At 72.8% G+C, this 21,718-nt stretch carries 24 protein-coding genes and 1 tRNA gene; 15 read left to right on the forward strand and 10 right to left on the reverse strand.

Going from position 1 to position 21,718, the window contains the following annotated elements; genetic code table 11:
* Positions 1 to 73 precede the first annotated feature (73 nt).
* Both AC067U_RS23635 and glmS read left to right on the forward strand, forming a co-directional pair.
* On the forward strand, positions 74 to 349 hold the full coding sequence (locus AC067U_RS23635; RefSeq protein WP_393575369.1) for a hypothetical protein: 276 nt from the start codon (positions 74 to 76) through the stop codon (positions 347 to 349).
* Positions 350 to 413: 64 nt separating this feature from the next.
* Entirely contained in the window at positions 414 to 2,231 is a 1,818-nt protein-coding gene (glmS, locus tag AC067U_RS23640) for a glutamine--fructose-6-phosphate transaminase (isomerizing) (RefSeq protein ID WP_478831740.1), read from the forward strand.
* A gap of 109 nt (positions 2,232 to 2,340) precedes the next feature.
* Here glmS and AC067U_RS23645 read toward each other — a convergent pair whose 3' ends face one another.
* Together AC067U_RS23645 and AC067U_RS23650 are read right to left on the reverse strand one after the other, a co-directional pair.
* Positions 2,341 to 2,907: an acetate uptake transporter gene (locus tag AC067U_RS23645; protein WP_478831741.1), complete on the reverse strand. Its 567-nt coding sequence runs from the start codon at positions 2,905 to 2,907 to the stop codon at positions 2,341 to 2,343.
* A 111-nt stretch (positions 2,908 to 3,018) separates the two neighbouring features.
* Entirely contained in the window at positions 3,019 to 3,552 is a 534-nt protein-coding gene (locus AC067U_RS23650) for a universal stress protein (RefSeq protein ID WP_478831742.1), read from the reverse strand.
* 308 nt (positions 3,553 to 3,860) lie between these two features.
* Here AC067U_RS23650 and AC067U_RS23655 point away from each other — a divergent pair, with 308 nt between their 5' ends.
* The 4 genes from AC067U_RS23655 to AC067U_RS23670 all read left to right on the forward strand — a co-directional run bounded on the left by AC067U_RS23655 (position 3,861) and on the right by AC067U_RS23670 (position 6,613).
* Complete coding sequence (locus AC067U_RS23655; protein ID WP_478831743.1) at positions 3,861 to 4,217, forward strand: hypothetical protein; 357 nt, start codon at positions 3,861 to 3,863, stop codon at positions 4,215 to 4,217.
* A gap of 375 nt (positions 4,218 to 4,592) precedes the next feature.
* Complete coding sequence (locus tag AC067U_RS23660) at positions 4,593 to 5,765, forward strand: helix-turn-helix domain-containing protein (RefSeq protein WP_478831744.1); 1,173 nt, start codon at positions 4,593 to 4,595, stop codon at positions 5,763 to 5,765.
* Between the two features lie 65 nt (positions 5,766 to 5,830).
* A complete protein-coding gene (gene orn / locus AC067U_RS23665) occupies positions 5,831 to 6,433 on the forward strand; it encodes an oligoribonuclease (protein WP_478831745.1) in 603 nt (200 codons plus the stop codon).
* Positions 6,434 to 6,540: 107 nt separating this feature from the next.
* Positions 6,541 to 6,613: transfer RNA gene (locus AC067U_RS23670), tRNA-His, on the forward strand.
* A 123-nt stretch (positions 6,614 to 6,736) separates the two neighbouring features.
* Here the strand turns inward: AC067U_RS23670 and AC067U_RS23675 are convergent.
* Positions 6,737 to 7,558 carry an NAD(P)H-binding protein gene (locus AC067U_RS23675; RefSeq protein WP_478831746.1) on the reverse strand — a complete coding sequence of 274 codons (822 nt, stop codon included), beginning with the start codon at positions 7,556 to 7,558 and terminating at the stop codon, positions 6,737 to 6,739.
* 167 nt (positions 7,559 to 7,725) lie between these two features.
* Between AC067U_RS23675 and AC067U_RS23680 the strand changes: the two genes are divergently transcribed.
* Complete coding sequence (locus tag AC067U_RS23680) at positions 7,726 to 8,223, forward strand: MarR family winged helix-turn-helix transcriptional regulator (protein WP_478831747.1); 498 nt, start codon at positions 7,726 to 7,728, stop codon at positions 8,221 to 8,223.
* A gap of 76 nt (positions 8,224 to 8,299) precedes the next feature.
* On the opposite strand, the gene AC067U_RS23685 is transcribed toward AC067U_RS23680, so the two are convergent.
* The 4 genes from AC067U_RS23685 to AC067U_RS23700 form a co-directional block, all read right to left on the reverse strand.
* The gene (locus tag AC067U_RS23685; RefSeq protein WP_478831748.1) at positions 8,300 to 9,013 is read right to left on the reverse strand and encodes an NADPH-dependent F420 reductase; all 714 of its coding nucleotides are present in this window, start codon (positions 9,011 to 9,013) and stop codon (positions 8,300 to 8,302) included.
* A 79-nt stretch (positions 9,014 to 9,092) separates the two neighbouring features.
* Positions 9,093 to 9,362: a hypothetical protein gene (locus AC067U_RS23690; protein WP_478831749.1), complete on the reverse strand. Its 270-nt coding sequence runs from the start codon at positions 9,360 to 9,362 to the stop codon at positions 9,093 to 9,095.
* 193 nt (positions 9,363 to 9,555) lie between these two features.
* Positions 9,556 to 10,920, reverse strand: coding sequence for a HAMP domain-containing sensor histidine kinase (locus AC067U_RS23695; protein ID WP_478831750.1), 1,365 nt, complete (start codon positions 10,918 to 10,920; stop codon positions 9,556 to 9,558).
* A 16-nt stretch (positions 10,921 to 10,936) separates the two neighbouring features.
* The gene (locus tag AC067U_RS23700) at positions 10,937 to 11,626 is read right to left on the reverse strand and encodes a response regulator transcription factor (protein WP_478831751.1); all 690 of its coding nucleotides are present in this window, start codon (positions 11,624 to 11,626) and stop codon (positions 10,937 to 10,939) included.
* 79 nt (positions 11,627 to 11,705) lie between these two features.
* On the opposite strand from AC067U_RS23700, the gene AC067U_RS23705 reads away from it, so the two are divergent.
* From AC067U_RS23705 to AC067U_RS23715, 3 genes are all read left to right on the forward strand, one after another.
* Positions 11,706 to 12,266: a hypothetical protein gene (locus AC067U_RS23705; RefSeq protein ID WP_478831752.1), complete on the forward strand. Its 561-nt coding sequence runs from the start codon at positions 11,706 to 11,708 to the stop codon at positions 12,264 to 12,266.
* A gap of 67 nt (positions 12,267 to 12,333) precedes the next feature.
* The gene (locus AC067U_RS23710; RefSeq protein WP_478831753.1) at positions 12,334 to 12,609 is read left to right on the forward strand and encodes a type II toxin-antitoxin system Phd/YefM family antitoxin; all 276 of its coding nucleotides are present in this window, start codon (positions 12,334 to 12,336) and stop codon (positions 12,607 to 12,609) included.
* On the forward strand, positions 12,606 to 12,860 hold the full coding sequence (locus AC067U_RS23715; RefSeq protein WP_478831754.1) for a Txe/YoeB family addiction module toxin: 255 nt from the start codon (positions 12,606 to 12,608) through the stop codon (positions 12,858 to 12,860). The genes AC067U_RS23710 and AC067U_RS23715 overlap by 4 nt, the downstream gene beginning before the upstream one ends.
* Positions 12,861 to 12,884: 24 nt before the next feature.
* Here AC067U_RS23715 and AC067U_RS23720 read toward each other — a convergent pair whose 3' ends face one another.
* Positions 12,885 to 13,760, reverse strand: a complete 876-nt coding sequence (locus tag AC067U_RS23720) for a spermidine synthase (protein WP_478831755.1) — start codon at positions 13,758 to 13,760, stop codon at positions 12,885 to 12,887.
* 51 nt (positions 13,761 to 13,811) lie between these two features.
* The gene (locus tag AC067U_RS23725; RefSeq protein WP_478831903.1) at positions 13,812 to 14,234 is read right to left on the reverse strand and encodes a hypothetical protein; all 423 of its coding nucleotides are present in this window, start codon (positions 14,232 to 14,234) and stop codon (positions 13,812 to 13,814) included.
* A gap of 246 nt (positions 14,235 to 14,480) precedes the next feature.
* Between AC067U_RS23725 and AC067U_RS23730 the strand changes: the two genes are divergently transcribed.
* A complete protein-coding gene (locus AC067U_RS23730) occupies positions 14,481 to 15,815 on the forward strand; it encodes a tetratricopeptide repeat protein (RefSeq protein WP_478831756.1) in 1,335 nt (444 codons plus the stop codon).
* A 139-nt stretch (positions 15,816 to 15,954) separates the two neighbouring features.
* Here the strand turns inward: AC067U_RS23730 and AC067U_RS23735 are convergent, their stop codons facing one another.
* Positions 15,955 to 16,545 (reverse strand): histidine phosphatase family protein, encoded by a 591-nt coding sequence (locus AC067U_RS23735; protein WP_478831757.1) that lies wholly within the window; start codon positions 16,543 to 16,545, stop codon positions 15,955 to 15,957.
* 99 nt (positions 16,546 to 16,644) lie between these two features.
* Between AC067U_RS23735 and AC067U_RS23740 the strand changes: the two genes are divergently transcribed.
* Genes AC067U_RS23740 through AC067U_RS23755 form a run of 4 tightly spaced genes read left to right on the forward strand, consistent with a single transcriptional unit; the run spans position 16,645 to position 21,608 of the window.
* Positions 16,645 to 17,466, forward strand: a complete 822-nt coding sequence (locus tag AC067U_RS23740; protein ID WP_478831758.1) for a phosphatase PAP2 family protein — start codon at positions 16,645 to 16,647, stop codon at positions 17,464 to 17,466.
* On the forward strand, positions 17,405 to 18,694 hold the full coding sequence (locus tag AC067U_RS23745; RefSeq protein WP_478831759.1) for a hypothetical protein: 1,290 nt from the start codon (positions 17,405 to 17,407) through the stop codon (positions 18,692 to 18,694). The genes AC067U_RS23740 and AC067U_RS23745 overlap by 62 nt, the downstream gene beginning before the upstream one ends.
* On the forward strand, positions 18,682 to 20,265 hold the full coding sequence (locus AC067U_RS23750) for a hypothetical protein (protein WP_478831760.1): 1,584 nt from the start codon (positions 18,682 to 18,684) through the stop codon (positions 20,263 to 20,265). The genes AC067U_RS23745 and AC067U_RS23750 overlap by 13 nt, the downstream gene beginning before the upstream one ends.
* A complete protein-coding gene (locus AC067U_RS23755; RefSeq protein WP_478831761.1) occupies positions 20,262 to 21,608 on the forward strand; it encodes an AAA domain-containing protein in 1,347 nt (448 codons plus the stop codon). Before AC067U_RS23750 ends, AC067U_RS23755 begins: the two co-directional genes overlap by 4 nt.
* Positions 21,609 to 21,718 lie beyond the last annotated feature (110 nt).

The following is a 21,718-nucleotide window of genomic DNA, read 5'->3' on the forward strand; positions in this document are numbered from 1 at the left end:
TGGACCTTTAAGATCCTGCCCGAAATCGGGCAGGATCTTTGCGTTCCGAGGCGTGAGACGTCAGTATCTACGGGTGCTCGAACGCCGCCCGTCGCATGACGACCTCGTCGACCACCTGGTGCGCAGCACCGCGCTGCAGCGTGGTGAGGCCGCTCGGGTGGTGCTCGACGTACTGGCGTACTTCGACGAGACGACCGAGGAGTTCGTCCGCCGCCGCCACCGCGAACTGCAGTCCGGCGGATCGGTGAACACCGAGATCTTCGATCGGATCGCGGCCGAGCTGCCGCACCGCGCGGTGGCTCCTCCGGAGCTCTCGCTCCGGCAGCTGCGCCGCATCGTCTACGGCTGACCGCGAACCGGCCGGGCAGGACGCCGGGCACACACGTACGAACGTTCAGGAGGGGCATACATCCATGTGCGGAATCGTCGGCTACATCGGCAAGCGTGACGTCGCGCCACTGCTGCTCGAAGGCCTGCAGCGGCTGGAGTACCGGGGTTACGACTCCGCGGGCATCGTCGTCAACAGCCCGAAGGCCAGCGCCCTGAAGGTGGTCAAGGCCAAGGGCCGCGTCCGCGACCTGGAGGCCCGCGTCCCCAAGCGCTTCGCCGGCACCACCGGCATCGCCCACACCCGCTGGGCCACCCACGGCGCCCCGAGCGACCACAACTCGCACCCGCACCTCGACCCCGAGAACAAGGTCGCCGTCGTCCACAACGGCATCGTGGACAACGCCTCCGAGCTGCGCGCCAAGCTGGAGGCCGAGGGCGTGGTCTTCGCGTCCGAGACCGACACCGAGGTCATCACCCACCTGGTCGCCCGCTCCGAGGCCGACACCCTGGAGGGCAAGGTCCGCGAGGCCCTCAAGGTGATCGAGGGCACGTACGGCATCGCCGTCATGCACGCCGACTTCGCCGACCGCATCGTCGTCGCCCGCAACGGCTCCCCGGTCATCCTCGGCATCGGCGAGAAGGAGATGCTCGTCGCCTCCGACGTCGCCGCGCTGGTCGCCCACACCCGCCAGGTCGTCACCCTGAACGACGGCGAGATGGCCACCCTCAAGGCCGACGACTTCCGCACGTACACCACCAGCGGGACGACCACCAACGCCACCCCCGAGACCGTGGAGTGGGAGGCCGCCTCCTACGACATGGGCGGCCACGACACCTACATGCACAAGGAGATCTCCGAGCAGCCCGACGCGGTCGACCGCGTGCTGCGCGGCCGGATCGACGACCGGTTCTCCACCGTGCACCTCGGCGGCCTGAACCTCGACCCGCGCGAGGCCCGCGCCATCCGCCGGGTCAAGATCCTCGGCTGCGGCACCTCGTACCACGCCGGCATGATCGGCGCCTCCCTCATCGAGGGCATGGCCCGCATCCCGGCCGACGCCGAGCCGGCCTCGGAGTTCCGCTACCGCAACCCGGTGGTCGACCCCGACACCCTCTACATCGCGGTCTCCCAGTCCGGTGAGACCTACGACGTGCTGGCCGCCGTCCAGGAGCTCAAGCGCAAGGGCGCGCGAGTGCTGGGCGTGGTCAACGTGGTGGGCTCCGCGATCGCCCGCGAGGCGGACGGCGGCGTCTACGTGCACGCCGGCCCGGAGGTCTGCGTGGTCTCCACCAAGTGCTTCACCAACACGGTCGTGGCCTTCGCGCTGCTCGCCGTGCACCTCGGCCGGATCCGCGACCTGTCCGTCACCGACGGCAAGCGGATCATCGAGGGCCTGCGGAAGCTGCCCGCGCAGATCGGCGAGATCCTCGAGCAGGAGGACGAGATCAAGCGGCTGGCGGCCGAGTACGCCGACGCGAAGTCGATGATGTTCATCGGCCGGGTGCGCGGCTACCCGGTGGCCCTGGAGGCCTCCCTCAAGCTGAAGGAGATCTCCTACATCCACGCCGAGGCCTACCCGGCCTCGGAGCTCAAGCACGGCCCGCTGGCGCTGATCGAGCCCTCGCTGCCGACCGTGGCGATCGTCCCGGACGACGACCTGCTGGAGAAGAACCGCGCGGCGCTGGAGGAGATCAAGGCCCGCAGCGGCCGCATCCTCGCGGTGGCCCACCGCGAGCAGGAGAAGGCCGACCACACGATCATCGTCCCGAAGAACGAGGACGAGCTCGACCCGATCCTGATGGGCATCCCGCTGCAGCTGCTGGCGTACCACACCGCCCAGGCGCTGGGCCGGGACATCGACAAGCCGCGCAACCTGGCCAAGTCCGTCACCGTCGAATAGTCGACCGGACGGCGGACGTGCCGCAGCCCCCGTGCATCCGTGCACGGGGGCTGCGGTGTACCGGCTGTCCTTCGTTCCGCCGGTCCTTGCGGACGGTGTCGTGCGGGCGTCAGCCCGCGGCGGGGGCGCCGCGCCCCGCCCGGCCCAGGGCCATCGGCCACTTCGCCAGTGCGGCGGTGGCGCCGTACCAGCCGAGCAGACCCGAGACGGCGGCGACCCAGCCGCCGGCCTTGGCGAGACCGCCGCTGTCCGCGAAGGCGCCTATCGCGAGCAGGAGCAGGGAGAGGGTCAGCAGGGCGTACACGCCCTGGCTGAACAGACCGCTCGACGCGGCGACCGTGAGGGTCAGCGCGAGCAGCGCGAAGAGGACGAGAAACGTTCCGGCGGCTTCGTCGGAGGCTGACGCACCGGCGCCCTTGGCCCAGGTGAACCAGAAGATGCCGAGGCCCGCGAACGCGGTGCCGTTGAATCCGTTGCCGCCGCGGTACTCGAGGAGTCCGAGGAGGAAGAGGGCGACGCCTCCCACGTACATGGCGAGGAGGACGGAGTTGGCCGCGGAGACACCGTCGATCACGCCGGTGTGGCCGATTCCGAATGCGAGAAGGGTGAGACCCAGGGCCAGGTGCCCCAGGGTCGAAGTGGTGGCCGTGCTTCCCGCGGAGACGTCATTGTCCACGGCGGGCTCCCTTCGATCCGATCTGCAATTGTGCTGTTACCCAGCGCTTTTTATGTACCCTTCACATCGGTGCACAACCGCACAAGAGGCAGACGATCCGTCACGCGGCGATTACGGAATGACAACGACGGGCCGCTGCGCCCGCTTCGCGAGCCGGCCGGCCACCGAGCCGAAAATGCGCCCCACGATGCCGTGCGTCGAACCGACCACGATGGCGTCGGCCGAGTACTCCCGGCCGACCTCCTCCAGCTCGTGGCAGATGTCCCCGCCGCGCTCGACGAGGATCCAGGGCACCTCCGCCAGATAGTCGGCGCAGGCCAGTTCCAGCCCCAGCACCTCGGTGCGGTGGTCGGGCACGTCCACGAAGACCGGCGGCTCGCAGCCCGCCCAGACCGTCGTCGGCAGGCGGTTGGCCACGTGCACGATGATCAGACCGGAGCCGGACCGACGGGCCATTCCGATCGCGTAGGCGAGGGCCCGCTCGCTGGAGGTGGAGCCGTCGAAGCCGACCACGACGCCGTGCCGGAAGGCCGGATCGCAGGGTTGGGGGCGCGCCTCCTCGGCGGCGCGCAGATCGGCCGACGCGGCGTCGGCGAGGCGCTTGCGCTTGCGGTCCGCGGGTTCGGGGATGTCGTGACCGGCCATGGGTGTCTCGGCGTTCGGATCCTCGGGAAGCAACGGGCGGATTGGCGACGCTGGGTGACCAACGAGTGTGCGGGGAGCATCTTCCCAGGCCTTTACCCACCAGGGTACGGCGACACTCCTGTCCTGCACAGGGCTTGCCGCCCTTGGAGAGCGTCCCAGGGAGCATGCCGGAGAGGACCTTGCTTGGCAATGGCGGTTGTCCCCTACAGGCAGTGACGAGCCACCCGTGCGCGCAGTGACCGGCGCCCGCCGGGCGCCGTTGGACAAGGGTCCGACCGTGTCAGGAAGACCCCGCAGGGAGTACTGCCGTGCCAGGCCATCCGGTTCACCCCGTCCAGCCCGACCGGCCGCACCGGCCCGCCCGCGAGGACCCCGCCGGGGACGTGGTGCGCTGGGCGGCGTTCAGCTGCCTGCTCGTCCCGGTGGTCCTGGTGGTCTACGGGACCTCCTTCGGCGGGGCGGCCGTCGCGACCCTCGGCCTGGTCGCGGTGACGGCCGCGTGCCGGGTCCTGCTGCGGCTCTCGGAGAAGAACCAGAGGGCGGCGGCGCGGGTGCTCGCGGAGCCCCAGGGGGCGGCCGCCCCGCACCGGGGCCGGCACTCGCGGAGCGGGGCGGGCGCGCACCGCGGCTGTCACGCCTCCGGGGGAACGGCCCCCCAGGACTGACCGGTTCGCACACCCGCCCCCGCATGTTTTCAGCCAACTTCACTTTCGGGTACAACCATTGCCGGAATCCCCCCGCAACCCCCCTACCACCAGCGTCTACGGCGGACGGGGGGCGCGGAGACCCTACGAGTACTGGCCACAGCCGCCCGGCCCGCTTCCTCGCGAGGTCGCGGAGTGGAACGCTTCCTGATCGAATGCTTTTCGCCAAGTTGCCAAGTCGACATAGCGCTGCGTGCTGAACTTGTCACGCCGACAGCACACGACGCAGTAGATTCGATCATGTATTTACGGCGGGGGATCACGTGCAAGGCCGAGGGGAAACGTGCAGGTGCGACCAGACCAAGGAGTCGCGACACCCAAGGGGGGCTTAGCGCCATGAGCCAGGATTCCACCGCCGTCGTCGCGGACGCCGGCAGGAAGCTCGCGGGGCGCCGCCGCAGGGAAATCGTCGCGGTGCTGCTCTTCAGCGGCGGTCCGATTTTCGAGAGTTCCATTCCACTCTCCGTGTTCGGCATTGACCGGCAGGACGCGGGAGTTCCACGCTACCGACTGCTCGTGTGCGCCGGGGAGGACGGTCCGCTGCGGACCACCGGCGGACTCGAACTGACCGCCCCGTACGGGCTGGAGGCCATTGCCCGCGCCGGCACCGTGGTCGTACCGGCCTGGCGGTCCATCACTTCACCACCGCCCGCGGAGGCGCTGGACGCACTGCGTCAGGCGCACGAGGAGGGCGCCCGGATCGTCGGGCTGTGCACGGGGGCCTTCGTGCTCGCCGCCGCCGGCCTGCTGGACGGCAGGCCCGCGACGACGCACTGGATGTACGCGCCGACGCTGGCCAAGCGGTACCCGTCCGTCCATGTCGATCCGCGCGAGCTGTTCGTCGACGACGGCGACGTGCTGACCTCCGCCGGCACCGCGGCCGGAATCGATCTGTGCCTGCACATCGTGCGTACGGACCATGGCAGCGAGGCGGCCGGGGCCCTGGCCCGCAGGCTCGTCGTGCCGCCGCGCCGCACCGGCGGGCAGGAGCGCTACCTCGACCGGTCGCTGCCGGAGGAGATCGGCGCCGACCCGCTGGCCGAGGTGGTGGCCTGGGCACTGGAGCACCTCCACGAGCAGTTCGACGTGGAGACGCTCGCCGCCCGTGCCTACATGAGCCGGCGTACCTTCGACCGGCGCTTCCGGTCGCTGACCGGCAGCGCGCCGCTGCAGTGGCTGATCACCCAGCGGGTGCTGCAGGCCCAGCGGCTGCTGGAGACCTCGGACTACTCCGTGGACGAGGTCGCCGGCCGGTGCGGGTTCCGCTCGCCGGTCGCGCTGCGCGGGCACTTCCGGCGGCAGCTGGGGTCCTCCCCGGCCGCCTACCGGTCCGCGTACCGGGCGCGCCGCCCGCAGAACGAGGTGCCGGCGGTCTCCGAGATCACTGGTGGTCCCGTGCCGCACCAGCGCACTCCGCAGCCCCAGCGGGCCGCGGCGGCCCTGGCCGCCACCGGCCCGACGGTCACCGAGCTCTACGCTCCGGGCCGGGCCCTGCGCGAGCACGCGTAGCACTGCCCGAGGTCCCCGGATCGGTCCATGACCGATCCGGGGACCTTCCGCATAAGGTGAGACACATGAACGATCGCATGGTGTGGATCGACTGCGAGATGACCGGGCTCTCGCTGACGGACGACGCACTTATCGAGGTGGCCGCACTGGTCACCGACTCGGAGCTGAACGTGCTCGGCGAAGGCGTGGACATCGTGATCCGCCCGCCGGACGCCGCCCTGGAGACCATGCCCGACGTGGTGCGCGAAATGCACACCGCATCGGGGCTGCTCGACGAGCTGGCCGGCGGCACCACGCTGGCCGACGCCGAGGCGCAGGTCCTGGCCTACGTGAAGGAGCACGTGAAGGAGCCCGGGAAGGCCCCGCTCTGCGGGAACTCGGTCGGCACCGACCGCGGGTTCCTGCTGCGCGACATGGCCACCCTCGAGAACTACCTGCACTACCGGATCGTGGACGTCTCCTCGATCAAGGAGCTGGCGCGCCGCTGGTACCCGCGGGCCTACTTCAACAGCCCGCCGAAGAACGGCAACCACCGGGCGCTCGCGGACATCAAGGAGTCCATCGCGGAGCTGCGCTACTACCGCGAGGCGGTCTTCGTGCCGCAGCCCGGACCCGACTCGGACACCGCCCGGACCATCGCCGCGAAGCACGTCCTGCCCGCCGAATAGCACGGGCCGGACAGCCCCGGAGTGAGGCGGCGGGGGAATGGGGGCGCGAGCACCCTCCAGAACCCTGTACCCTTTTCTTCGGCCGGTCGGAATTCCGACCGGACATGGTGGGTGTAGCTCAGTTGGTAGAGCACCTGGTTGTGGTCCAGGTGGCCGCGGGTTCGAGTCCCGTCACTCACCCTGTACGAGGGCCCCGGTTCGCGGAAGCGGATCGGGGCCTTCTGCGTTCCCCGGCACCGCAGGCCGCGTTCTGCCTGCTGCGCGCCCGGTCCCGCGGACCCGCCGCGCACCCTGTGAGACCGGTCACGCGGTGAACTCGGCGGCATGGTCCTCGCACCAGCTGCGGAAGGACCGGGCGGGGTGGCCGGTGAGCAGCTCGACGTCACCGGTGACCGGGACCGGGAGGCCGTCGGACGCGGCCCAGAAGTCGAGCAGGGCATCGGCGTAGGGACCGGGCACGTACTCGGCGACGTCGGCCTTCCACTGCTCGGGGGTGACGGTCTCGACGGGTATGGGGCGCTCCAGGACGCCGCCGAGGATCGAGAGCTGGGTGGTGAAGGTCAGCGCCTGCGGTCCGGTGAGGGTGTACGCGCGGCCCGCCAGGGTGGGGTCGGTGAGCACCGCGAAGGCGGCTTCGACGAGATCGGCCTCGTGCACCGGATCGGCGTAGGCGCCGGGATAGGGCAGCCGGACGGGCCGGCCGGCCTTGACCGACCAGGCCCAGCCGCGGGAGTTGCTCGCGAAGGAGCCGGGGCGCAGCAGGGTGGTGCGCAGCGGGGAGGCGAGCAGCGCCTCCTCGACGGCGAGGTGCGCGGCGGAGAGCGGGCTGTCGGCGGCGTCGGGGGCGAGCACCGAGGAGGAGGACAGCAGCACGACGTGCTCGACACCGGCGGCGACGGCCTCCTTGACGAAGGCGTCGACGGCGGCGGCTTCGGCGTACAGGAAGACGGAGCGCACTCCCTGGAGCGCGGCGGGGAAGCCGCCCGGGTCGGTGAGGTCCAGGTGGACGGTGCCCGGGCGGTCCGGGCGGCGCGAGGCCGGGCGGTGCGCCAGGCCGTGGCGGTCGAGCAGAGCGGTGAGGCCGCGGGCGACGGCGCCGCGGCCGCCGGTGACGAGGATGGTCATGGTCGTTCCCTCTCGGTCCGTGCGTCAGCGCGTCAGCGCGTCGCCGAGTCAGCGAGTCGGTGAGTCGGTGAGTCGGTGCCGCGAACGGCTATGCTGAGCGCGTGACACAGATTCTTCGTGACGCATTCACTGCGCCACGCAGATAAATTTGGACCATGGAGATGCCGATGTCAACCGATTCCCCCCGTCCGGGTGAGGAGCAGTGGAGCCGGGCCGAGCTCCTCGCGCGGGTCGTCACCGAGAGCCAGCGGCACTACGCCGACTACTCGCTCTTCAACCAGGCCATGGCCGACCGGCTCGGCATGCACCCCACGGACATGCAGTGCATCGCCCTCCTCGACATGGAGCCCGGTCCGGTGAGCACCGGCGACATCGCCAGGCTCACCGGTCTGACCTCGGGCTCCGCGACCCGGCTCGTCGACCGCCTGGCCAAGGCGGGCGTGGTGGAGCGCAAGGCCGACCCCCAGGACCGCCGCCGCTCCCTGGTCTCCCTCAACACCGAGGCCCGGGAGCGCATCAGCACCGCCTGGGAGACCCCGGGGCGCGCGTTCGGCGCCGTGCTGGACAGCTACTCCGACGCCGAACTCGCCGTCATCGCCGACTACTTGCACCGGGCGGCCGAGGTCGGCCGCTCCCAGGCCGAACGCCTCACCTCCGGCGACTGACCGTCAGGCAACAGGCCCTGGCCCTCAGACGCCCCGCCGGCATGCGATCGGGCGCCCGGCCGGTTCCGGCCGGCTGTCAGTGGCCGCCCCACGAACCGGGTCCGCCCGCGCCCTGGATGTGGAAGTTGAAGTCGGTGTGGCCCAGGCTGCCCATCAGCCGGAGCCAGATCGGCAGGAGCATCTCGGTGCCGCGGGCGGTCTCGATACCGCCGAGGTCGAGGATCGAGCCCTCCGGCCAGCCGAAGGAGAGCAGGAGTTCACGGACTGCCTTCTTCGCGTCCGCGTCCTCCCCGGACAGGAACACGTGGTGTTCGCCGGCCACCCGCGCCGGGTCGACCATCACCAGGCAGTTCATGGTGTTGAGGGACTTGACCACGCGCAGCCCGGGAAAGGTGCGCTGGATCAGCTCGCCGAGGCTGTCCCGGTCCACCGGGTCCAGACCCGGCGGGAAACCGTGGGAGAAGTCCAGCGGGTTCGCCACGTCGATGAGCACCTTGCCGTCCAGGTGGGCGGCGTCCGCCTCGGTGAGGGCGGCGATGCTGACCAGCCCGGCGGTGGCGTTGACCAGGATCTCCCCGGACCGGGCCGCCTCGGCGAAGCCGGCCAGGCGGACCTCCGGGTGGTCCGCCTGCCAGGTGGCGTAGGGCGGGGTGCCCATCGGCCCGGCTTCGGTACGGGCCATGGTCGCTTCCGGGTCCCGGGTGCCGATGACCACCTCGTGGCCAAGGCCGGCGAGCCGGCCGGCCAGCGTCCGGCCGACGATTCCGGTGCCGAGTACTGCGTAACGCATAGGGGTTCGCCCCTTCAGGGAGTGCGGCGAGCAGTGCCGGCACAGCTCTACCACGCGCCGCCCCCGGGAGCGTGCCGGTTCAGCCCTTCGGGGTGTGCTCCATGGCCGCGAGACCCTTCTTCAGTTCCTCCGGGTTCATCACCGGATGGACCTCGACCTCCGCGTGGAGCTCGAAGAACAGCGGTTCCAGCAGCGCCGGCATGGCAGAGCTGTCCGCCACCTCACAGACGAACCAGAAGGACCGCACGCCTTCCGAAAGGCCGAAATACGCCGCTTCCGGCTTCAGCCTCTCCATCAGGCCGTTCATCACTGTCGGCAGTGTGCCGCTCTTGAGGGCTTCGTTGCCCACGGCCGTGTCGACGTGCCCCGGATCATGACTCTCATGTGTGACTCCTTCCGTCACACCCACCGTCGGGTGGGCCCCCGGCACCGGCAACCGCCGGACGCCATCCGGGAGCCGCTCCCACCCGTCCAGCCGCACCCGCCCGCCCGCCGGGGTCACCGCGTCCGCCGCGTCCGCTCCGGCCGCACCGGCCGTACGCTCACCTGCGGCGCTTGCGCCGGCCGGCCCGCCCCGTCCCCGCCTGCGCCCGGTCCCGCCCGTCCAGCCCGATCCACACCCGCACCTCGGTGCCGCCGAGCACCGAGCTGCCCAGCCGTACGTCCCCGCCGGTCGACTCCGCCACCCGCCGTACGATGTCCAGCCCGAGCCCCGTGGAACCGGTCCGGCCCCCGTCGTTGCCCCGCCGCAGCGCCGCGTCCGGGTCGGCGATGCCCGGCCCCGCGTCCGAGACCAGCACGATCACCGCGCCCGGGGTCTCGTGCACGTCCACCGCGAACGGCGTGCCCTCCGCGGTGTGCCGGAACACGTTGCCGAGCATGGCGTCCATCGCGGCCACCAGTTCCGGGCGCGCCACCGGGATCCGTATCCTCCGGGAGGCCCCGGCGAGCCGTACCTCGCGCCCCTGGTCCTCGGCCAGCGCCGACCAGAACTCCATCCGCTCCCGGATCACCTCCGCGGCGTCACAGCCGGCCGCGGCGGCGGTCGTGGAGCGCTGTTCGCGAGCCGTCCGGATGATCGCGTCCACCTCGCGCTCCAGTTGCTCGACCGCCGCCCGGGTCTGTTCGGCGGCCGGGCCGTCGCCCAGCGAGGCCGTGTTGAGCCGGAGCACGGTCAGCGGGGTGCGCAGCCGGTGCGAGAGGTCCGCAGCCAACTCCCGCTCGTTGGCGAGCAGTTCCATCACCTGGTCGGCCATGGAGTTGAAGGCCACGGCCGCCGAGCGGAGTTCCTTGGGACCGTCCGCGGGGACCCGGGCGCCGAGCCTGCCCTCGCCGAGCTCCTGTGCGGCGTGCGCCAGCCGCCGGGCCGGTCCGGTCATCCGGGCGCCCAGCCGGTCCGCGACCGCCACCGAGCCCACGACCAGTGCGGCCCCGACCCCGGCGAGCACCAGCCAGGCCGTGGTCACCCCGTTGCTGACCTCGCTCTCCGGCACGAGGACCTCGACCACGGCGATGTCCCCGGTGCCGATGGCGGTGGGCTGCAGCAGGGCGAACCCGCCGCCCGCGCGCACGGTCCGCGCGGAGCCCTCCTGCCGGGTCCGCTGCACGGCCTCCGTGCCGGCCCAGCCCGGCTCGCCGATGATCACGGCGGCCTCGCCGTGCACCGCCGGCACGTGCACCGCCATCCGCCGGACCGCGCCCATGTCGGTGCTCTCCACGGCCCGGTGCAGCTGCTGCGCGTCAGTGGTGATCGACAGGGTCGGTCCGATGGTGGCGGCCTGCCGCTCGGCGTTGGAGAACGCCCGGTCGCGCGCCATCTCCTGGACCACCAGGCCCAGCGGTACGGCGAAGGCCACGACCACCATGACGGTGACCGCCAGGCACACCTTGACCAGTGCCCATCTCATGCCGCGGGCACCGCGCTCACCGCGGCGGCTCCAGCTTCACGCCGACGCCCCGGAGGGTGTGCAGGTAGCGGGGGCTGGCCGCGGTCTCCCCCAGTTTCCGCCGCAGCCAGGACAGGTGGACGTCGATGGTCTGGTCGTCCCCGTAGGACTGCTGCCAGACCTCGGCGAGCAGGTCCCGCCGGGCCACCACGACTCCGGGTCGCCCGGCCAGGAAGGCCAGCAGGTCGAACTCCCGCCGGGTGAGGTCGAGTACGGCCCCGTCGAGCTCGGCCTGGCGACGCAGCGGGTCGATGGACAGCCCGCCCACCCGCAGCACCCGGGAGGGCGGCTCGGCCCCGGCCGAGGAGCGCGCGCGGCGCAGTACGGCGGCCATCCGGGCGGACAGGTGCTCCACGGAGAAGGGTTTCGTGAGGTAGTCGTCGGCGCCGTCGTTGAGCAGCCGGACGATTTCGGCCTCGTCGTCCCGGGCGGTCGCGATGATCACCGGTACGTCGGTGATGCCGCGCAGCATCTTCAGCGCCTCGGAACCGTCCAGATCGGGCAGGCCGAGATCGAGGATGACCACGTCGAAGCGGTGGTGCGCGACCTCCCGCAGTGCCTCCAGTGCCGTCCCGACGCTGCGCACCGTGTGCGCGGCATCGGTCAGGTGCCGGATCAGAGCGGAACGCACGAACTGGTCGTCCTCGACCACGAGCACACTTGCCATGGCCCGCACCGTACGCCATCCGGGGGACCCACCGGGGTGGCGGGCAGAGTCTGGGACGGGTGGTGCAGTATGTGCGCTGATGCAACGAGGACTTGTCCACGCACTGGCCTGGACGCTGGCGACCGGGGCAGCGGTGACGCTGTCCTGGTGGGGCGTGCACACGGTGATGTCCGGGACGGCGTACGACCGGCCGAAGGCCATCCCGCTGACCGCCGGCCCGCTCTCCTCCTCCACGCACCGCGCGGAACCGGAACGGGAGCCGGGCACACCGGCGGCACCGTCCGCCCCGTCCTCGTCCCCCCGGTCCCCGGCCGCCCCCACCACCAAGCCTCCGAAGAAGTCCGTACCCCCGGCCCTGCCGGACCCGGGCCCGAGCGCGGGCAAGCCGACCGCCGGCAAACCTTCCGGCTCCGGCACGGGCAAGGTGGAGGGCTACACCGTGGCGGGCGGCCGCGTGGTCTTCGAACTCCACGACTCCTGGGCCGAGCTCGCGTCTGCCACCCCGTCGGCGGGCTGGCAGATGCAGGTGTGGAAGCAGCCGCAGTGGATCCGGGTGACCTTCTCCAAGGACGGCCGCGAGTCCGACGTCTTCTGCACCTGGCACGACCACCCGCCCCTCGTCCAGACCGACGAACGCTGAGCCTCGCAGTGGTACGGTGTAGCCGTACGTATCCATGCTGTTTTTGGTGCGATCCGGAGGCCAGCGCATGCCGATCTCGGCGAACGAAGCCCGTCAGAAGTTCTATCCGCTGATCCGGAGAGTCAACGAGGACCACGTGCCGATAGAGGTCACCTCTCGCGAGCACGGTGACATCGTCATGATGTCGGCCGAGGACTTCCGCTCCTGGCAGGAGACCGTCTACCTCCTGCGCTCGCCGCGCAATGCGCAGATCCTCATGGAATCCATCGCCGAGCTGGACGCCGGTCAGGGCGAGGCCAGGGAACTGATCGACACGGAGCCGTCCGAGGAGTCAGCTGCGTGAAGGTCGTCTTCTCCGACGCCGCGTGGGAGCAGTACACCTACTGGGCCACCGCGGACCCGAAGATCCTCAAGAGGATCAACCGTCTGATCCAGGAGATCAGGCGCACTCCCTTCGAGGGCATCGGGAAGCCCGAGCCTCTGAAGGAGGTCCTGTCCGGCTGGTGGTCCCGGAGGATCACCGACGAACACCGCCTCGTCTACCGCGTGCGGGACCAGGCAGTCGAAATCGCCCAGGCCCGCTACCACTACTGATCGGCCCGCCCCCCGGCCGCGCCGTCAGCGGAACACGGACGGCGGGGGTGCCGGGGACGGGGTGGCCGAGGCGTCCGTGACCGGGACGGCGCCGCCGGCGAAGTCGGCGAGGGCGCGGCCGTGCTCGACGCGGCCCGGGTGGGGGTCGCTCGCCACGCGCCGCGTGAAGTCGGCGACGGGGAGTTCGGTGTCGGCGGCCACCAGGACCGCATTGCCGAAACGTTTCGCCCGCCAGACCACCGGGTCCGCCGCCATCGCCAGGTGTCCGAAGCGGGAGGCCGCGGTCGCGATCTGCGCGCGCAGGTGCGCCAGCGGCGGCCCGTCCGCGAGGTTCGCGACGTACCACCCGGCGGGCGACAGCACCCGCCGTACGTCGTCCAGGAACTCGGCGCTGGTCAGGTGCGCCGGGGTACGGGCCCCGCCGAACACGTCCGCGATCACCAGGTCCGCCCAGCCGTCGGGGAGCTTGGCCAGTCCGGCACGGGCGTCGACCGCCCGGACCCGGACCCGGGCCTGCGGGTCCAGCGGCAGGTGCTGCCGCACGAAGGCCACCAGCCCGGCGTCGATCTCCACGATCTGCTGGCCGGAGCGGGGGCGGGTGGCGGCGGTGTACCGGGCGAGGGTGAAGGCGCCGCCGCCCAGGTGGAGCACGTTCAGCGGCTGCCGGGGCGGCCCGGCCAGATCGATCAGGTGCCCGATCCGCCGCTGGTAGGAGAAGTCGAGGTGGGACGGGTCGTCGAGGTCGACGTGGGACTGCGGGGCACCGTCGATCAGCAGGGTCCAGGCACGGGCCCGGTCGCGGTCCGGGGCCAGCTCGGCCGTCCCGCCGTCCACCTGTCCGGTGACCGCCTCGGATATCCCGCTCTCCCGCTCGCCGCCGCGCCGTCTGCTTCGTGCCACTGACCCATTATCGCCGGTCAGCGGGGTGGGCCGGACAGCGGACCGGGCCGGTCAGCGGCAGCTGTCCGCCGCCTCGATCAGCCGGGCGGCCTCGCCGAGGGCCGCGCGCAGCACCTCCGGATCGGTCACCTCGCCGCCGCCCGCGTCCGGCGGAAGGAGCCAGCCGGTGCCCGCGCCACCGGTGGTGGGGGCCCCGCCGATCGCCGGGGCGTCGCCGAACCGCATGCCGCGCCCATTGGTCTGCGTACAGGCGCTGCCGGGGAGGTCCCAGGCGTCGGCGGTGCCGGCCGGGACGAGGAAGCCGAGGGTGTCGCCGGCGCCGTCGTGGAGGACGGGGCCCACGCCCGTCGCGGAGGCGGCGGCTCGGCGGATGATGTCGACCGCCTCCAGGCCCTGGCGGGTGGGCACGGTCACGAGGTCGGGAGCGACACCCGGTTCGGGGGCGGTGCGGGCGCCCGCTGCGAAGTTCTCCATCCCGGCGTCCAACAAGGGAACCCCTCCTCCTGCTCCTTGACCACTCCTCATGGTTCAACGCCCGGGAACGTCAACGGTGGCGGCGGGAAGCCGCCGCAAAGGATGGCGGTTCATGGCAGATCGCGGGTGAGATATCCCTTTTGTAGCCAAACAGCGTGTGGAGGCAGGACGCCTGGCGGTACGTTCATGCGCGCCGGACCCCCCTTCCAAGAACCGGCAGGAGTTCTCGCCAGAGAGGCCACGTCGATGACGGCGTCCCCCATCTCCCTCACGCCCAACACCTCCTTCCGGCGGCTGCGCGGCCGGCACTCCCCCGCCGAGTTCGCGGCCCTGGTGCGCCGGGCGGCCCGCGAGATCGGAGAAACGGTTTCCTGCGACGCGCGCTACATCGGCCGCGTCGAGTCCGGCGAGATCCGCTGCCCCAACTACGCCTACGAGCGGGTCTTCCTGCACATGTTCCCCGGGCACACCCTGGCCGACCTCGGGTTCTCCCCGCGCGAGGCGGTCCGCGGCCGGGACCGCTCCCGCTTCCCCGCTCCGTCCCCCGCCACCGTCTTCGTCCCGTCCCCCACCCCCTCCGAGGAGAGCGACGTGCTGCGTCGCGCATTCATGGCCGGCGGCTCGGCCACCGTGGCCGCCGCCGCGATCGACTTCAGCCCGCTGGGCGACCACCGCCGCACCCCGGGCCGGGCCGGTGCTTCCGAGGCCGCCGCCGTCGAGGAAGCCGTACGCCGGATCCGGCTGCTGGACGACCGGCACGGCGCGGACGATCTGTACCGGCGGGCCGCCGAACCGCTGGCCGCGGCCTACGCGCTGCTGGACGCCGGGGCGATGCGGCAGTCCACCGAGGACCGGATCCAGGCGGGCGCGGGCGAACTGGCCCTCTCGGTGGGCTGGCTGGCACACGATTCGGGCCGGTACGAGGACGCCCGGTCGCACTACGCGGAGGCGCTGGCCACCGCCCGGGTGTCCGGGGACGCCGGGCTGGAGGCCCACGCCTTCTCCAACACCGCCTTCCTGGCCCGGGACGCCGGGCGGCCGCGGGAGGCCGTGCGGGCCGCGCAGGCGGGGCTGCGGGCGGCCCGCGGGCTGGGCTCCTCGCGGCTGTTGTCGCTGCTCTCGCTGCGGGAGGCCGGCGGCTGGGCGGGGCTGGGGGACCGCCGGTCCTGCGAGGAGGCCCTGAGCCGGGCGCACACGCACTTCGCGCGCGGCGCGGCGGCCGCCGACCCGGAGTGGATGTCCTTCTTCGGCGAGGCCGAGCTCGAATCGCTGGAGTCCCGGTGCTGGGCGGGGCTGGGCGAGTACGGGCGGGCCGCGCGGCACGCCCGGCGTGCGGCGGACCTCCAGGACCCGCACTTCGCGCGGAACATGGCGCTGTACACGGCGGAGCTCGCCGACGATCTGGCTCGGGCGGGGGCGCCGGACGAGGCGGCGTGGGCTGGCGAGCGGGTGCTGGACCGGCTGGCGGAGGTGCGGTCGACCCGGGTGCGGTCGATGCTGGGGGCTACCGCCCGGGTGCTGGTGCCGTACCAGCGGTCGGGGCGGGTGGCGGCGTTCCTGGGGCGGCAGGCGCAGGCTTGAGCGTTGACCGTGTGGTCTGCCTTGACCGTGCGGTCTGCCCGGGACACGGGGTCCGCTCCGGCCGGGCGGGGTTCGGAGGCTGGGCGGGGTGTCCCCGTGTGCCCACCTCCCCCTGCGGGACGCCTGCCCACACGGCGGGTTACAGGTGGCCCGTGTCGTTCCAGCGGTCCAGGGACGGGGCGCCGTACTGCCAGCCGAGGACCGACAGGGAGGTCGGGTCGAGGCGGACGCGGGAGCCGAAGAAGATGTCCTCGCCCAGCCAGCGGGCGGCCAGGCTGCGCAGGATGTGGCCGTGGGCGAAGACCAGCACGTCCCGTTCCGCCGAGCGGGCCCAGGCCACGATCGCGTCGGCGCGCGCGGTGACCTCGGCGGTCGACTCGCCGCCGGGCGCGCCGTCGCGCCAGAGCAGCCAGCCGGGCCGGACGGCCTGGATCTCGGCCGGCGTCATGCCCTCGTGGTCGCCGTAGTCCCACTCCATCAACGCGTCCCAGGGCTCGGCCCGTCCGCCGAACCCGGCCAGGTCGCAGGTCTCGCTCGCGCGGACCAGCGGGCTGGTCCGCACTTCGACCCCGCGGAGCCCGGACCAGGGGTCCCGGGCCAGTCGCTCGCCCAGCAGCTTCGCGCCGCGGCGGCCCTCCTCCAGCAGGGGGACGTCCGTCCGCCCGGTGTGCTTGCCGGAGAGCGACCAGGAGGTCTGTCCGTGGCGGGCGAGCAGGATGCGGGGGGCCATGTCGGTTTCTCCCAGGTTCGTACCTGTTGGATAGTCCGACAATCATCCATCACGTGAACGCGGGGCAACCCAACCGCTCCCGAGATCGTCTTACGCCGTATGACTGAAAGGCACCGGCCCACCCGTTGGTGGGCCGAACTGCTGCTGCTGGGCCTCGTCTACGGCGTGTACTCGGGCGGCAGACTCCTCGCACGCGGCGACGTGGACCTCGCCGTGGATCACGGCCTCGCCATACTCCGGGCCGAGCACGTCCTCGGCATGGACTTCGAACGGCCCCTCAACCGCCTGTTCACCGAACAGGCGTGGATCGGGGTGCCCGCCGACTTCGTCTACGCCTCCCTGCACTACCTGGTCACCCCGGTCGTGCTGGTCTGGATGTACCGGAGCCGGCCCGCCCAGTACGCGTTCGCCCGCACCTGGCTCGTGTCCTCCACCCTGCTCGGCCTGATCGGGTTCAGCCTGATGCCGACCTGCCCGCCGCGGCTGCTCGACGCCGCACACGGGTTCACCGACACCATGGCCTACTACAGCGCCTACGGCTGGTGGGGCGCGGAGGCCAGCGCACCGCGCGGCATGGGGGCGCTCACCAACCAGTACGCCGCCATGCCGAGCCTCCACGTGGGCTGGGCCCTGTGGTGCGGGGTCCTGCTCTGGACGTACGGTCGGAGCCCCCTGGCGAAAGCTTTCGGTATCGCGTATCCGCTGGTCACCACGCTGGTGGTGATGGGCACGGCGAACCACTACTTCCTCGACGCGGTGGCCGGCGCGGCCGTGATGGGGGCCGGGTTCCTGATCGCACGGCGTATCGGTTCCAGAAGCCGTACCCGCGTTGTCAGTGGCGGATGGGACACTTCCGCGGGTGAGCTCCTACCCAAGCAGCGGCCCGCTGCCGAAGACGACTCTCCGGCAGCGGCTCGCTGACCTGCGCGGCCCGGCCGTGCCGCCCCGCCCGCTCGACGCCCGGGCGCTGGCGGCGCTCGCCACCAACCCCGGCTGCGGCCGACGGGCCCTGCTCGACGGCGCCGGGGTGGACAAAACCGCGCTCGCCACGGCCCTCGGCACACCGGCCGCGTTCGGCCAGTCCCAGTTCGCCATCGTCCGCGGGCACTCCTTCGAAGCCGCCGTCAAGGGGGACGGCGGCTCCGTGCTGCTCCGCCTGGTGCACGAGCGGCTCGACTCCGGCAGTGAGCCGCCGGGCCGGTCGGCCCGCGTCCCCGACCTCACCGCGGCGGGCCCCGAAGGCCGCGCCGGGCGGACGGCACTGGCGCTGCGCGAGGCCACCGAGGCGGCGCTCACCGAGGGCGCCTGGACCCTCCTGGACCACCCGATGCTGGCGCTGGAGGTGGCCGGCACCCCCGCCTACCTGGAGCCGGACGCGATCGTGGTGCACCCCGACGGCCGGTGGACGGTCGTCGAGATCAAGTCCTTCCCGATGATCGACGGCACGGCCGACCCGGCCAAGGTGGGGGCCGCCGCCCGCCAGGCCGCCGTCTACGTGCTGGCCCTGGAGAAGACCGCCGCCCGGCTGGAGGGCGCCGAAGTGGCGCACCGGGCGCTGCTGGTCTGCCCGAAGGACTTCTCCAACCTGCCGACCGCCGCCGTGCTCGACGTCCGCAAGCAGCGCGCGGTCACCCGGCGCCAGCTGGACCGGCTGACCCGGGTCGAGGACCTCGCCGCCGGATTCCCCGAGGGCCTGAGCTTCGACCCCTCCCGGCCGGCGGAAGAGCTGGCCGAGGCGGTCGAGGCGGTGTCCGCGGCCTACGCCCCCGACTGCCTGGCCGCCTGCGAGCTGGCCTTCCACTGCCGGCAGCGGGCCCGCCAGGACGGCTCCGTGACGGTGCTGGGCCGCTCGGTGCGCGCCGAGCTGGGCGTGCTGACCACGGTCGGCGAGGCACTGGCGGCCGCCGACGGGGTGCCCGGACCGCGCACGGCCGCCGATGAGGCCGCCCCGGCGCAACCCGCCGGCGCGCGTGAATCGACCGCGGGCGAATCGACCGCGGGCGAATCGGCCGCGAGCGAATCGGCCGCGAGCGAATCGGCGGAGGCACTCCGGTACGCCGCACGGCTGCGCGCCGAGGCCCTGCACATCGCCGGCCTGGCCGCCGCACGCCCGCACCACCGACCGGAGGATCCGGCATGTCCCTGCTGAGCACGCTGGCCCGGCTGGAGGCCGTCCGCGCGGGGCGGGCCCGGCCGCTGGCGACCGTACGGCACCGGCATCTGAGCGGGCGCCCGCTGGTCTTCGTACCGCTGACCACCGCCGGTGAGGCGGGTGCGCCGCTCGGCGCCATGCTGGGCACGGACCCGGAGGAGCCGCGGGTCCTGGTGATACCGCAGCCCCGCGACCGGGACCTGCGCTGGGAGTTCCTGGCCGACCTGGCCGCGTACGTGATCCCGTACGTCGAGGGGTTCGCGGACCAGGTGGAGCCCGCCGAGCGGACCGAGACCGACCCGGAGACCGGGAAGCGGGTCAAGGTCGAGACGGAGCTGTGCACGGACGCCCCGCAGATCGTCGTGCCCAGCCGGGCCGGCATCGACTACGTCCGGCTGCTCGGCCGGTCGATGCGGTTCCGCCGGACGGCGGAGGAGGACCCGGAGGCCCCCTACCCGGCGCCCGACCGGGTACCACTGCTGGGACGCTGGTTCACCCATCTCGCCGAGCGGTCCCGGGTGCCGGGGTCCTCGATGCTGGTCGCGGCGACGGACCTGCTGTCCCGGCACTGGGCGACCGGGCAGAGCAACCTGGAGGACCAGCACCTGGGTTCACTGCTGGGCTGGATCGATCCCCCCGAGGGGATCCCCGGCGAGGAGGCCGCGCGGCGGGCCGAACTGGGCCGGGACGCGGCGGGGCAGCTGCTGGTCCCGCCGGCCGGGCCGGCCACCGACCCCGCTTTCGACAACAAGCTGCTGGCGCCCGCCATGGCCCGGTTCGACGCGGCCCGGGCGCACGGGCAGCGGCCCGACGAGGACGGTCTCCGGGTGGCGGAACTGGCCCTCCGGGAGCTGGTGGTGTCGCAGATGGCACCCACCTGGCGGGCGGTGTGGCGGTCACTGGACCTGGTCCGGGACCTGCCGGCGGGCGAGCACACCGAGGAGCGCTGGACCCGCGACCGCTGGTCGTTCACCGGGCACCGGGACCGGGTGCGCGCCGGCGAGCCGCCGCAGCCGCGCCGGGACGACGCGGTGACGGCGGCTCAGAAGCTGGCCTCGCGGGAGACCGAGCAGACCCGGCTGGACGCGCAGGAGGCCCTGGACGACCCGCTGGTGATGGCGGGCCGGAGGCTGTCCGGGGAGGCCTTCGCGGGCGAGGTCACCGAGGTGGTCATGGAGTGGACCGACACGAAGCGGCCCGCTCCGCGTCCGCTGGTCACGGTGGCCACCGACGACCGCCCGCAGCTGCCGGAGGGCGGCGGCGGGAAGGTGTACCGCTCGCTGGACGGGCGCCCGCAGGCGGCCGAGTTCGTCCGGCGCGAGGAGGACGGCCGGCTGGTGTTGCGGCTGCTGGACAAGATGGGCCGGGCACGGGACCCGGAGCCGGGCTCGGTGCCGGAGAAGGGCGACCGGGTGTGCTGGACGCTGTTCGAGCACGACGCGCGCGGCGGCCCGAAGCTGCCGGACCCGGAGAACACCCCGTGGACGCACGGCGGCCCGCCGGGTGCTCTCACCGCGGCGACGCCGCAGGGCGCTCCCGATCCCGTGACCGACGAGGACGTTCTGTGAGCCGTCAGACCACGACCGCACCCGATCCGGGCGCCGCCGCCGCGCGGGCCACCGCGGCGATCCTGCACGACACCCTGCACAGCCCCCACCGGGGTGTGGTCGTGGACTCCCCGCCGGGCGCCGGGAAGTCCACTCTGGTGGTGCGGGCGGCCCGGGAACTGGCCGCGGCCGGCCGTCGGCTGATGGTCGTCGCGCAGACCAACGCGCAGGTGGACGACCTGGTGCTGCGGCTGGCCGAGAAGGACCCGGAGCTGCGGGTGGGCCGACTGCACAGCAGCGACGCCGAGGCCTACGATCCGGCGCTGCTCGGGCTGCCCTCGGTGGTGCTGTCGGCGAAGCCCGGCGACCTGGCCGAGCTGCCGGTGGTCATCTCCACCGCGGCGAAGTGGGCGTACGTCCAGGGTGTGGAGCCCTGGGAGCACGCCATCGTCGACGAGGCGTACCAGATGCGGTCCGACGCCCTGCTGGCCGTGGCCGGGCTGTTCGAGCGGGCGCTGTTCGTGGGTGATCCCGGGCAGCTGGACCCGTTCAGCGTGGTCGGGGCCGAGCAGTGGGCGGGGCTGTCGTACGACCCTTCGGCGTCCGCGGTGTCCACCCTGCTCGCGCACAACCCGGAGCTGCCGCAGCACCGGCTGCCGGTGTCCTGGCGGCTGCCGGCGTCCGCGGCGCCGCTGGTCTCCCGGGCCTTCTACCCGTACTCGCCGTTCCGCAGCGGCACGGACCACGGGGACCGGCGGCTCGGCTTCGGCACGGCCTCGGACGGCTCGGGGCCGGACCGGGTGCTGGACGTGGCGGCGGAGTCGGGCTGGGGCCTGCTGGAGCTGCCCGCCCGGCACACCCCGCGGACGGATCCGGAGGCGGTCCGGGCGGTGGCCCTGGTGGTCCGGCGGGCGCTGGACCGCGGCACGGTCGCCACGGACGAGCGGTCGCCCGACCCGGTGCCGCTGACCGCGGACCGGATCGCGGTGGGCACGGCCCACCGCGACCAGGCGGCGGCGGTGCGTTCGGCGCTGGCGGAGCTGGGGGTGCCCGGGGTCACCGTGGACACGGCGAACCGCCTGCAGGGCCGCGAGTACGACCTCACGGTGGTGCTGCACCCGCTGTCCGGCCGGCCCGACGCGACGGCCTTCCACCTGGAGACGGGCCGGCTGTGCGTGCTCGCCTCCCGGCACCGGCACGCCTGCGTGGTGGTCGCCCGCGCGGGCATCGCCGACCTGCTCGACGAGCACCCGTCGGTGGAGCCGGTGCAACTGGGCGTGAGCGTGAAGTTCCCGGACGGCTGGGAGGCGATGATGTCCACATGGGATCACTGGTCCGAGCACCGCGTGAGCTGGCGTCCCTGACCGCCGCTCAGCCATCTGCCCGGCAGGCCCTCAGTGCGACGCCGCCCGATCCGCCGGACGGAGTCCGGCACGCCGCCGCAGGCGGCCACCGGGGGAGGACGAATCGATGA

The organism is Streptomyces sp. NPDC043853 (genome assembly GCF_056436025.1).